This is a genomic window from Streptococcus sp. Marseille-P6264, assembly GCF_902460355.1.
GTDB lineage: Bacteria > Bacillota > Bacilli > Lactobacillales > Streptococcaceae > Streptococcus.
In genome coordinates, this window is the sequence record NZ_CABPTO010000007.1 from 14,549 (window position 1) to 26,855 (window position 12,307).

General features: G+C 43.1%; 13 protein-coding genes. All 13 read right to left on the bottom strand.

What is annotated here, in order from left to right; translation table 11 throughout:
- Position 1 precedes the first annotated feature (1 nt).
- The gene (nrdD, locus tag FZ941_RS08890) at positions 2-2,197 is read right to left on the bottom strand and encodes an anaerobic ribonucleoside-triphosphate reductase (protein ID WP_148887616.1); all 2,196 of its coding nucleotides are present in this window, start codon (positions 2,195-2,197) and stop codon (positions 2-4) included.
- Between the two features lie 121 nt (positions 2,198-2,318).
- On the bottom strand, positions 2,319-3,875 hold the full coding sequence (locus FZ941_RS08895) for a heme transporter CcmD (RefSeq protein WP_148887617.1): 1,557 nt from the start codon (positions 3,873-3,875) through the stop codon (positions 2,319-2,321).
- 35 nt (positions 3,876-3,910) lie between these two features.
- Complete coding sequence (locus FZ941_RS10620; protein ID WP_187418412.1) at positions 3,911-4,057, bottom strand: hypothetical protein; 147 nt, start codon at positions 4,055-4,057, stop codon at positions 3,911-3,913.
- Between the two features lie 286 nt (positions 4,058-4,343).
- Positions 4,344-5,879 (bottom strand): cardiolipin synthase, encoded by a 1,536-nt coding sequence (gene cls / locus FZ941_RS08905; protein WP_148887618.1) that lies wholly within the window; start codon positions 5,877-5,879, stop codon positions 4,344-4,346.
- A 180-nt stretch (positions 5,880-6,059) separates the two neighbouring features.
- Complete coding sequence (locus FZ941_RS08910) at positions 6,060-6,557, bottom strand: SP_0198 family lipoprotein (protein WP_148887619.1); 498 nt, start codon at positions 6,555-6,557, stop codon at positions 6,060-6,062.
- A 60-nt stretch (positions 6,558-6,617) separates the two neighbouring features.
- Entirely contained in the window at positions 6,618-7,850 is a 1,233-nt protein-coding gene (locus FZ941_RS08915) for a folylpolyglutamate synthase/dihydrofolate synthase family protein (protein WP_148887620.1), read from the bottom strand.
- A 320-nt stretch (positions 7,851-8,170) separates the two neighbouring features.
- Complete coding sequence (locus FZ941_RS08920) at positions 8,171-8,482, bottom strand: DUF1292 domain-containing protein (RefSeq protein WP_005591498.1); 312 nt, start codon at positions 8,480-8,482, stop codon at positions 8,171-8,173.
- 20 nt (positions 8,483-8,502) lie between these two features.
- Positions 8,503-8,922 carry a Holliday junction resolvase RuvX gene (gene ruvX, locus FZ941_RS08925; protein WP_005591497.1) on the bottom strand — a complete coding sequence of 140 codons (420 nt, stop codon included), beginning with the start codon at positions 8,920-8,922 and terminating at the stop codon, positions 8,503-8,505.
- The gene (locus FZ941_RS08930; RefSeq protein WP_005592119.1) at positions 8,922-9,188 is read right to left on the bottom strand and encodes an IreB family regulatory phosphoprotein; all 267 of its coding nucleotides are present in this window, start codon (positions 9,186-9,188) and stop codon (positions 8,922-8,924) included. The genes ruvX and FZ941_RS08930 overlap by 1 nt, the downstream gene beginning before the upstream one ends.
- A 168-nt stretch (positions 9,189-9,356) precedes the next feature.
- A complete protein-coding gene (locus tag FZ941_RS08935; RefSeq protein ID WP_148887621.1) occupies positions 9,357-9,914 on the bottom strand; it encodes an SP0191 family lipoprotein in 558 nt (185 codons plus the stop codon).
- 43 nt (positions 9,915-9,957) lie between these two features.
- Positions 9,958-10,524: an SP0191 family lipoprotein gene (locus FZ941_RS08940; RefSeq protein ID WP_148887622.1), complete on the bottom strand. Its 567-nt coding sequence runs from the start codon at positions 10,522-10,524 to the stop codon at positions 9,958-9,960.
- Between the two features lie 107 nt (positions 10,525-10,631).
- Complete coding sequence (spx, locus tag FZ941_RS08945) at positions 10,632-11,030, bottom strand: transcriptional regulator Spx (protein WP_005591493.1); 399 nt, start codon at positions 11,028-11,030, stop codon at positions 10,632-10,634.
- A gap of 85 nt (positions 11,031-11,115) precedes the next feature.
- On the bottom strand, positions 11,116-12,264 hold the full coding sequence (gene recA / locus FZ941_RS08950; protein ID WP_148887623.1) for a recombinase RecA: 1,149 nt from the start codon (positions 12,262-12,264) through the stop codon (positions 11,116-11,118).
- Between the last annotated feature and the right edge of the window lie 43 nt (positions 12,265-12,307).

Consider the following 12,307-nt stretch of genomic DNA (forward strand, 5'->3'; position numbering starts at 1 on the left):
CTTAATCTCCCTCATACTTAATAGTCGAGCCATTCATGTGCTTGACCCGAGCTGATATTTCCTTGTGGCGGCCGTTGACCATTGGACGAGCTTGCGGATTTCCTAAGTAACCGCAAGTCCGCTTGACCACATCGACCGTCTTAGGATCGCTGTTGCCGCAGTTTGGACAGGTGAAGCCCCGCTCAGTTGGCGTGAAGTCGCCCTCAAAGTTACACTTATAACAGCGGTCAATCGGCGTATTGGTTCCCAAATAGCCGACTCGGTCATAAGCATAGTCCCAGACAGCCTCCAGCGCCTTAGGATTTTGCTGCAGCACAGGGTACTCACAATAGTGGATAAAGCCGCCTGAGGCTCCCACTTCAGGATAAATCTTCTCAAAGTCCAGCTTTTCAAAAGGCGTTGGACTCTTGCGCACATCGTAGTGGAAGGAGTTCGTATAGTATTCCTTGTCAGTAATATCCGGAACGACGCCAAACTTCTCTGTATCCAAACGGCAGAAACGGTCGGTCAGGCTTTCAGATGGTGTCGAGTAAACAGAGAAATGATAGTCATACTGCTCGGACCATTCTTCCACCCGACGCTTCATATCTTTGACAATGGCAACTGTAAAGTCCTTAGCTTCTGGATTGGTCTCCCAATTACCGCCGTAAAAGACTGCTGCCACTTCATAGAGGCCGATATAGCCCAGGGAAACCGTTGCACGACGGTGGGTAAAGAGCTGGTCTACCTGATCATACTTGCCCAAGCGTTTGCCAAAAGCCCCATACTGATAAAGAATCGGTGCATTGGCTGGACTAGCTTCCTTGGTCCGCTCCACTCGGTAGACCAAAGCGTCTTCAGCGATATTCATCCGCTCGTTAAAGATTTCCCAGAATTTATCCAAATCTCCCTCGGACTCAAGCGCAATCCGCGGCAGATTGACAGTAACGACACCAAGATTCATACGGCCGGAATTGACTTCCTGACCATTTTCATCCTTCCAACCTTGTAAGAAAGAACGGCACCCCATTGGTACCTTGAAGGATCCAGTTAAGTCGATAATCTTGTCGTAGGAAAGGACATCTGGATACATACGCTTAGTGGCACACTCCAGAGCCAGTTCTTTGATGTCGTAGTTAGGCGTTCCCGGCTCGAGATTGAGCCCACGCTTAAGGGTGAAAATCAGCTTAGGGAAAATCGCTGTGCGGTGCTCACTTCCCAGTCCCTTGATACGGATATTGAGAATGGCCTTCTGAATTTCCCGCTCAAAACGATTGGTCCCCAGGCCAAAGCCCAGCGAGGTAAAAGGCGTCTGACCATTAGAGGTAAAGAGGGTATTGATCTCATACTCCAGCGACTGCATGGCATCGTAGATGTCCTTCTTAGTCTTCGCCCAGGCGTATTCTTCCTGCTTATCTGGCAAAACCCACTGCTCCGCATCCTTGAGGTGCTTTTGATAATTAAGCTCAGCATAGGGCGCCAAGACTTCATCAATCCGATCGGCTGAGCAGCCACCGTACTGGCTGGAAGCTACATTGGCAATGATTTGCGAGATTTGCGCTGTCGCAGTCTGAATAGACTTGGGACTCTCTACTTCTGCATTGCCAATCTTGAAGCCATTTTTCAGCATGCCGTCAAAGTCAATCAGACAGCAGTTCGTCATTGGCGTATAAGGGCTGTAGTCCAAATCATGGTAGTGGATGTCCCCCTTTTGGTGGGCATTGGCCACATGAGGCGGCAGCATCTTAAGGCCGATGGATTTGCCGACAATCCCAGCCGTCAAATCCCGTTGGGTATTGAAAACATCGCTGTCCTTATTGGCATTCTCATTAACCACCGTACGATCTTTGTTGAGGAGCTTGTCGATGGTAAAGTTGATATCAGTCGCTTTTGAGCGCTCAAAATCCCGTTGGGTGCGGTAAGTGATGTAGTTCTCTGCAATGGCATATTCCTTAGCATTCAAAAGCTCATGCTCAACGATGTTCTGAATCTCATAGATTTTGACGTACTTAGCGAAGCGACTGCTGATTTCTGCCACAATACGGTCTGTGATAGCTTCTAGCTTGGCTTCCAGCATCGGATTCAGCGGACCGACTTCCTGAGCCGCTCGTACCATAGCCTTATAGATCTTAGTCACATCAAAAGCTACTCTCCGGCCGTCTCGCTTCTCAACGTAGATGGTAGGCGCTGTATCAAATTTTGCTTCTCTTAAAATCATCACAAACACTTCCTCTTCTCAATTAATCATCTACCAAACATTATATCACTCCAAAATAAAAAATCAATATGTTGTGGTAAAATTGTTATTTTTTTATTTTACACACAACATATTGATTTAATTATTTGATTTGATAAAGCTTGAAGTGATTGAGTTTTAGGTTCACTTCTTCATAATCTTGAGAAATTTTCTTTTTCACATCCGAAAAGAGTTTCACATCTTTATTGACTAAAATAAACTTTGGACTTGCTTCGTTTAAAGCATTACGCAAGAAAATGCGATTTTCCTCCGTTCCTGTATAAAGCGACGGACTCAGTAGAGAAACAGCGGATAAACGCTGCGCTTTTTTATAGAGGCTAGCTGTATTGTCCCAAGCATAAATGCTATCCTTGCTAGTGCTGTTTTCACGAATATGTTGGGCAGCCAGATTTCTCTCTGCTGAAACTCTGTTGGATAGAATATACTCATTTACAAACGGATAAGCTACGAGATAAAGCATCGCAAGCAAAGGCAAAAAGAGTTGCTTGCCCAAGTAACGATTCCAGCCAGAAGTCTGGGTAGGCTTACGGTGGCGTCTTTCATGTCCATCCCTGTCTCCACCTGTATCCAGCCACAAGGCCAGTAACAGCAAGGCAAAAGGCAGAGTTGTCAACAATTGATAAGCGCCCTTCTCTGGCAAGCCTAGAACTCCAATAAAGCTGATAGGAAGACCTAGCAAACCAATGAAGCGCATACCACGCGCAGCAGTTGGTTCTTCTTTGAAAGCAAAAGCCGTCATCAGCGCTGTCGCAAAACCTAATCCTAGGAAAAGCAAACCATAATAGAGCAAATGATCTAATATATAGCTGCCATTAAGACGAAAAGCCTCTAGAACATAAGTAGCTTGGCTAATCGCTACACCAAAAGAACCATTCAAAACTGTATAGTAGCCCAGTGGATAAAAGACTAAAGAAAAACCTAATAGACCTGCTAACAATTGATAAAAACCACGCGCTTTTCGCTTGTCAGCGATATTGTACAGAAGCAAAAACAGCGTCGTCAATGAGTAAAAGAGCAGACTAAAAGCTGGCTCGATTAGAAAAGCCAAGGCTCCAACCATTCCAAAACGAATAAAAGACTCATCGCGGACACGCCCTTGTAAGTATTTCACAAGATGGTACAAACTCCGAAAGATAAATGGAAAAGCAAAAATAATAGAATAAGTTCCACCAAATCCCAGTGTCAGCACAAACAAATAGAACAGGACTGTAATCTGGCGAGCTAGACCACTTCTAACCGTTATTTGTGAAATTGTCTGGAAGAGATATATTCCTGCCAAGGTCAAAGCCACTACTTGGAAAAGTAAAAACAATAGCTGACCAAAAAACAAATTCCCCAACCAGCTTACTAAATAGTAGAGAAGACCGCTAGTTCCATAAATATTTGCATAGGCAACTTCTCCCTGAGTCAAGGCCCAGCCAGCATATAGATTTTGCGATTGCAAATTGGTGGCCAAGCTGGTTAGTAGAGGATTGATGACACTGGTCAAACTGATCAAGATACTCCAAAAAAATAGTTTTAAAGAAGGAACTGGCTCGATTATTTTCTCTAGCCGCCGTCTCTCACTCGTATTTTGCCAGGTTTCTGCGGACATAGATACTAAAATTTCCACGTTTTCCTGTTGGTTTCTATCATTCATAAAAGTTCTCCTTGATTTCCATACTCTATAGTATATCAAAAAGCACTCTTTCTGTCAGCCTTATCTTGGCTCCCTTTCTTTTCCTGTCTCTTCTTTGCCAAGCGCTCCAAATCGCGAAATTTCAAGTAAACTAGCCGCTCTTCTGGACAAGGAAGTCGATAAATTATTTTTGCTATTTCCATCTATAATTCTCCTCTGATTCTCTGTCCCCTACTTACTATTCGTAAAATAAAGGTACTAATCACAAGAATGCATGATGCGTAGCTAATATCTCAGCAAGAGACAGAAAAAAGAGAGTGGGACAGAAATCGGTAATTCATTAGAATTCGATTTCGTCGTCCCACCTCTGCACAGTTGAGTAGGGCTGTAAAAGCTGATGAAATCAGCCTAGTAGAGCCCACTCAACCACTGCGTCTTGCTCGACAATCCAAAGACAATTGAGAGGCTAGGACTTTTGTCCTAGCCTCTTTAAAGTAGCGGAGCAAATAATTGCATGATTTCCTTCAGTAAACGCTGGTACCAGCTATTCTGAAGGGTTTCAAGGGAGATTTCTTTGGAAACATCAAACAAGTCTTCAAAATCCTGCTTAATATCCGCAATCGATTCTGTTTGATACATAAGGACGGCATTTTCATAATGATGCACCAGACTACGGTAGTCAAAATTAATAGTTCCGACCACGGCTAACTCATCATCCGAAATAACGTTCTTACTGTGGATAAAACCAGGAGTGTACTCATAAATCTTAACACCAGCCTCCAGCAAGTCTGGATAAGCACCACGAGTGACTATCTGAATCAGCTTCTTATCAGGAATAAATGGCGTCACAATGCGAATATCCACCCCTCTCATGGCTGCATTTTTGATATCCTCTGTCAAATCATAGTCAATAATCAAATAAGGGGTCGTAATATAGACATAATCGATGGCTTGATTGATAATATTCTGGTAGACAGCCTTGCCCACCTGTTCCTTATAAATCGGCTTAGGGCCACTACCATACGGAATATAAAGCCCTTTGCCTTCCACTCGCTGGCTATCAAAGTGATAACGGTCAAAGTCTGTAATTTCCCCGCGATTGATGTACCAATTCATCAAGAAAAGACGTGTCAAGGCCTTTACTGCTCGCCCTTCCAGACGGACACCGCCATCTTTCCAATGTCCGAAACGCACGATATGATTAATGTACTCGTCTGCCAGATTGATACCACCTGTATAGCCGACTTGCCCATCGACCACCAAAATCTTGCGGTGATCACGATTATTATAGGCCACCGTCATCCGTGGAATCACCTTATTAAACTTATGGGCATCAATTCCCATCTTGCGCAACCTTTTCGTGTAATCTCCTGGGAGAGTCGCCATACAGCCAATATCATCGTAAAGCAGCTTGACTTCAACTCCCTGCTGGACTTTATCTACTAAAATCTGAAGGATACGATTCCACATCAAACCTGGATCAATGATATAAAATTCAAGAAAAATGAATTTCTTGGCTGAGCGCAAATCATCTAGCATGGCCTCAAACATCTCTTCGCCAAGGGGGAAATACTGAGAAGTCGTGCCATCGTAGACATCAGCATTGTGATCCATACTCAGCAAAGACTTGACAATGCCAAAGGCTGATTTATTTTCCTGCTTGAGTTCGACTCGCAGGTCATAGCTGTTGTCCTCTCGAAACTTCATTGAGTCCATTTTTTCCAGCTGCTGGATTTCTTTTTTGGAAAGGCGTCGCTCCCCAAACATCAGATAAAGCAGAAAACCAAAGACAGGTACAACTGCGAACAAGAGCCAGGTCACCTTGCTTTCAGGAGGCATATTCCGATTGACAATCGTCAAAATAGTCCCGATGTATAAAGAAACAATGACAAGGGCTGACAACCAATTAGGAACCAACTGACTAAAATAGAAAAAGGCCGCAAAAACAAGAAATAATTCCAGCAACATGATAATGATGCTAAAACCATACTTGGACATCAGCAAACGAAACTTGCCTAGATTCATCCTAATCCTCCCTCATCTCACATTTTATCTAGTATAACAATAATTAGCAACAATTTCAAAACTTTTTAAAAGAAAACAGTCTCTAGTCCAAGATTAAAGAAAGCCATAGCACTCCATTATCCAAACACACAAAAAGCTGGAGCATCTGTCCAGCCTTTTTAGGATATTCTTTTTTGAAAATTATTGCTTGGTGAAGACAATTGTGTCGTCATCATCGTTTTCCTGCGATAAATCTTCCAGAGTCAGTTGTTTTCCCTCTACACGATAACGCTTAACGTCATCTCCAACGATCATGGTTTGATTGGTTGGATCAACCTGCACCTGTTCAATTTCCTGCTCACCGTCGCGTTCGACCTTGGTCAGGGTTCCTTTATTTCCAGAAACTTCTAGGGTTAAGGCATCGCCTTCATGAGTGGCCTTATAGGTCCCATCCAAGTCACTAGCTGCCGTTTGACTGGAAGCAGAAGCCTCTGAACTACTAGTATTTTCGCTACTATTTGTATTGCTACCTGCCTTGCTAGTTGATGACACTGTCTCAGATGACTGAGAAACAGAGGAACTCGCTTGAGATTGAGCAGCCTGATTGGATGGATTTTGACCAGAATTGCCACAAGCTACCAATACAAAAGCGGTCATAGCCGTGAGGGCTGAAAGAACTAATTTTTTTGAAACCTTCATTTTGTTTCTCCTTTCTTTGTTCCACTTCTATTTTACCAAACAGGGCTTTCTATGGTCAACTTATACACTCTGGAGGTAGGCTCGAACCTCTGCAATAAAATAGAGTGAGCCCGTTACAAAAAGAATTTGATCAGCCGTCTGCTTTTGTTTGAAATTCTTAATAAAGGCTCTATAATCCGCCACATAATCAAAGTCCGCAGCTTCTGCCTGCCCCACAGATTCCCCATAGTCAAAGCTGGTCACCGTCACCTGAACCTCCGGCAGAGCCTCCTGCAAATAGGCCAGCATACCGCTATAATCCTTGCGCTTCAAAGCTCCAAACAACAGGCTGCATGTCTTGCCCTTCTGTCCCTTAATAAACTCGACCAGACGCGCCAAAGCTGGTAAATTATGGGCACCGTCCAGATAGATATTCGGGCTAATTTCCTCTAGCCGCCCCGCCCAATGGGTCTTCTGCAAAGAAGAAGGAAGCATAGAAAAATCAATTTCCCAGCTCATTTGTTTCATAAAAAGCAGAAAAACCTGCAAAGCCAGCGCTGCATTTTCTTCTTGATAAACACCCTGGAGTCCCAAGATTAAATGCGATAAAAGAAGATCTTGATTCTTAAAAGAACCATCAGAAAACGAAAAATCTCGCCCGTATTCATACAAATCCAAGTCCAAACTTGCTGCTCGCTGTTCACAAACCTGACGAGCCTCCTCCGGCAAGGGACCAATGACTGCAGAGCGACCGCTCTTGAAAATGCCAGCCTTTTGCTCCGCAATTGCTGTAAGCGTCTGCCCCAGCGTTTCCTGATGATCCAAGCCCACCGATGTCACCACTGCAACTTGCCCATCCAAGACATTGGTCGTGTCCAAGAGTCCGCCAATTCCCACTTCGATGAGAGCCAGATCAACCTGCTCCTCTCTGAAATAAAGAAAGGCTAGCAAGGTCAAAATTTCAAAATAGGATAGCTGGTCGTGCGTCTTGACCAATTCTCTCTCCATCTCCTGAATCTGCCGCCCCAAGCGAACAAAATCAGCATCCGAAATTGGAAATCCATTGATACAAATACGATCATGAATGCTGACCATATGCGGAGATGTAAAGCTGGCTACCTTTTTCCCTTGATCGGCAAATAGATTCCGCATAAAAGCAATGGTAGAGCCCTTGCCATTCGTTCCCGTCACATGAATGACTGGATAAGCCCGTTCAGGATTCCCCAGCAAATCTACCGCTCTCTGCATCCGTTCCAGACCTGAACGAAAGTTTAAGCCAATACGACCGTTCAACCATTTTTCAATTTCATTCATCACTTTTCCTACATAAAAAGAGAAGCGAAGCGGACTTCAAATGTGAATCACCACTCGCTTCTCGCTTTTCTATTCTTCGTAAAGGAACTAGCTGTGGCCAAGCTAAGATAAGTTCTCAAGCTGGCTGATTTTCTAGTTTCTAGGTTCAGGCTAAAAAGGTCCCCCGGACCTTCCTCGCTTTCTAGTTTTCAGGCTCGGGCTAAAAAGGTCCCCCGGACCTTCCTCGCTTTCTAGTTTTCAGGCTCGGGCTAAAAAGGTCCCCCGGACCTTCCTCGCTTTCTAGTTTTTAAGCTCGGGCTAAAAAGGTCTCCCAGACCTTTTTACTCCTCCATAAAGCTGTTGAAGACTTCTTCAATCATATCCCATTCTGCATCAGAGTCTTCTGGGATTGGCTCCAATTCGCCTTCTGTTCCGTCTTCATTTTCTGTAAATGAGTAAGCTTGGATTTCAACTTCGCCGTTCTCATCTTCTTCAGCATTGACCGGTACCAAGAGTACGTAATTTTTCCCAAACTCTTCTTTGCCATCAATCGTCAAAAGAATTTCAAATAAATTCTCGTTACCTTGCTCATCTACCAAGGTAATCAATTCAGGCTGTGCCTGTTCGTGGTCATGATTATGATCGTGTGCCATAATTGTTTCCTCAATTCTTTCTAAAAGTTTCTATCTAAATAATTTTGTAAAATTAGCTGAGCCGCCAATTTATCAATCACTTTTTTGCGCTTGCTGCGGCTGACATCTGCCTGTTCAATCAGCATGCGCTCAGCAGCCACCGTCGTCAGACGCTCATCCTGATACTCGACCGGGATTTGGAAAAGCTGGGCAATTTTTTCGCCATAGGCCTTACTCGCTTCCACTCGTGGACCGCTGGTATTGTTCATATTTTTAGGGAGGCCAAGCACAAACTTGTCCACCTTATATTGCTCGACAAGCTCCGTCAAACGCTCAAAACCGAACTGCTCTTTCTCTTCATCAATCTGAATGATTTCAAGTCCCTGAGCGGTGAAGCCAAGCGGATCGCTAATTGCAACACCTACTGTTTTCGAGCCGACATCTAGTCCCATAATTCTCATCAGAGGTCAATGCCTTGCCCTTTCAGATAATAACGCACCAGTTCTTCTACGATTTCATCGCGTTCGTATTTACGAATCTGATTTCGAGCATTATTATAACGAGGCACATAAGCAGGATCTCCACTCAGCACGTAACCTACGATTTGATTGATTGGATTATAGCCCTTATCATTGAGTGACTTGTAGACATCGGTCAAAGTCTCGCTAATTTCTTTTTTGTTTGAATCATCAAGATTAAAACGTACAGTTTCGTCTGTAAATCCCACAATTACACCCTCTTTCTTTAAGAATACCATCATTATAGCATAATTACAGCAGTTTCACAAACTTAATCCATGTAAATTTTCTACTTTTTCGACATTTTTTCAACCATTTACCGCTCCTTCCCATCAAAAAACTAGCCCTTTTTCAAAGACTGGTTTTCATCAGAAATATTAAGACGGATTGCTAATTTCCTTGCCCCCTTCATCTTGGAAGGACTTGATAAATTCTTCTGGAGTCTGAGACTTCATTTGGCTAAAGATTGGCCCATAGGTCGGTACTTTAGAAGCCGCATCATAATCAAGATTTGTCGGATCGATAATAAAATCAATATCAACAGTGCCTTTTTCGGTCACTTTAACATTCACTTGAATACCTTTTACTTGTTCAAGTTTATCCACTCCTGAACTTTGCTTGAAGCTCTTGCTCACCTCTTCTTGCAGAGAGGACAAGTCTTGACCAGCTAAGGCAGACTTAGCTTCTTCTGGCAAATTTTGTGAAATAGCAATATTCACTTTTTCATACTTCTTGCCCGCGTAGGTAACTGTCAAGGTCATCGTTTGATCAAGGCCTTGTACCTTTTGATTTAACTGATAAGACTTGGTAACCGATTTATCTTTTGTCTTGCTTTGAACAGACTGATTGCTACCAGCTTTTCCACTATGTGATTGTTGTCCACAAGCTGTCAACACTGCCAAGCTAGCCATTAAAAGTACTACTGATTTTTTCATTTCTTTCTCCTTTTTGGTTTTCTATAATTGACAAGAAGCTTCCTTACCGTTGCTCCTCAGCCCCGTTTATCAATAAATTATTGATATATTCTTCAGGTGGCATCTTTGTCATTTCTTTTAGATTGCTATTTTTAAAATAATTTAAAGTGAGTGCCTTTTCAATATCCAAATTGTCAAAATCGTAAGTTGACGTGATTTTCAGTTCATTTTCATTAAGAATCTGAACGGTTCCAGTGAAACCAGCAACAGTTTTTGCTTGAGTATAGTCCGTATCCTTTTGCATTGATTCATCCAAAAGTCGCTGAGTCTCCTCCAGCCCCACTTCTTTAATAGCATTTTTGATACTATCATCCGTTGGAGTAATTCTCTCCATCATCACCTTGATAAAACGTTTCCCTTGATAAGTGATAATTTGACTAGATTGAATTCCTTGCTCATCTTTTGGAAAAACTAGTTTTTTGGTGATGACTTCCTGCTTTTCAGCCTGACTGATAATGGGAAGATTAGTTGTAATTTCCTCTTTTTTCCCCTTTGGCTTGTCCGCTTTCTTATGAGCGCAGCCAGTCAATATCACAGCTGCTAAGCCAAAAATTAGTAAAAATTTCTTCACGTTCCGTCCTCCTCAGAGATATTGTATCATAGTTTAACCGCTTGTCAATCATTTTTAGGTACTGAGACAGAAAAAAGGCAGCCTAAAAGGCGCCTTTCCTTATCTAATTATAGAGCTGCTCGTAAGCGAGCTTCTGTATTCTCAACATTGCGCACTGCACGAGGTAAGAAGGCACGGATATCATCTTCCTTGTAACCAACTTGGAGACGCTTGTCATCCACCAAAATCGGACTTTTCAGAATCCGCGGTGTTTCCATGATAATGTCAATAACTTCGTTTACACTCAAATCTTCAATATCAACACCGAGTCCCTTTGCATAACGGTTTTTTGAAGATACAATGCTGGCAATGCCATTTTCAGTTTTTGCTAAAATATCAAGAATTTCTTCTTTGGTAATTCCTTCCTTACCAAGGTTTTGCTCCTTGTAAGTCAATTGATGGGCGTTTAGCCAGGTCTTTGCTTTTTTGCAGCTAGTACAACTTGAAACCGTATAAATTGTGATCATGCAAGTACTCCTTTCGCTACACGATACTACTATCGTAGTATATTATACCACAAAAACCATCGGTCTTGCGACCTATTTTGAAAAATTATTCCTCAATGTCAAAAGCATCATCTAAGTCAAGAGTGACTTCTTCCAACTTTTCAATAGGAGCCTCAGCCTTACCCTTCGCAGTTTCTGCTGGCTCATCATCTTCAATCAAACCGTATCGTACACGAACTTGACGGTCGATTTCGTCAAAGACTTCTGGATGATCAGCCAAGTATTTCTTGGCATTTTCAGAACCTTGGCCGATTTTTTCATCGTTGTAGGAGTACCAAGCACCCGCTTTTTTAATGATATCCCAATCAGTTGCAATCTTAATCAGCTCGCCTGTCTTAGAAATACCTTCTCCGTACATGATTTCCACAAAGGCTTCCTTGAATGGTGGAGCCACCTTGTTTTTAACGACCTTGATTTTGGTTTCCTTACCGACATTGGTATCCTTCGCATCACCCGTACCTTTGATTTGGGTATTGCCACGGACATCCAGACGCACTGAAGCGTAGAACTTGAGGGCACGTCCACCTGGTGTTGTTTCAGGATTTCCAAACATAACACCAACTTTTTCACGTAGCTGGTTGATAAAGATGGCAATCGTCTTGGTTTTATTGATAGAAGCAGACAGTTTGCGCATGGCTTGGCTCATCATCCGAGCCTGCAAGCCAACATGGCTGTCACCGATATCCCCATCGATTTCCGCACGAGGTACTAGGGCTGCAACCGAGTCGATAACGACTAAATCAACTGCACCAGAGTCAATCAACTTACCAGCAATTTCAAGACCTTGCTCCCCAGAGTCAGGTTGAGACAGCAGCAATTCATCAATGTTTACACCCAGAGCTGCAGCGTAGGACGGATCCAAAGCGTGCTCTGCATCGATAAAGGCTGCAATCCCACCTTCTTTTTGAGCTTGAGCCACTGCGTGAAGGGCAACGGTTGTCTTACCAGAAGACTCTGGGCCGTAAATCTCAATAATCCGTCCCTTAGGATAGCCACCCGCACCGAGGGCGATGTCCAAAGCCAGAGAGCCTGAACTCATGACTTGAACCTTTTGCTCAGCTCGCTCGCCCAGACGCATAATGGCTCCCTTACCAAAGTCTTTTTCAATGTTTTTTAGGGCATTGTCCAAAGCTTTTTGGCGTTCATCTCCAAATTTCTTTGTAATTTCATCCAAATTTTTCTGTTTTTTTGCCATTTATTTCTCCTGTTTTTTTCTAAAATGTCTTTTGGCCATCTGT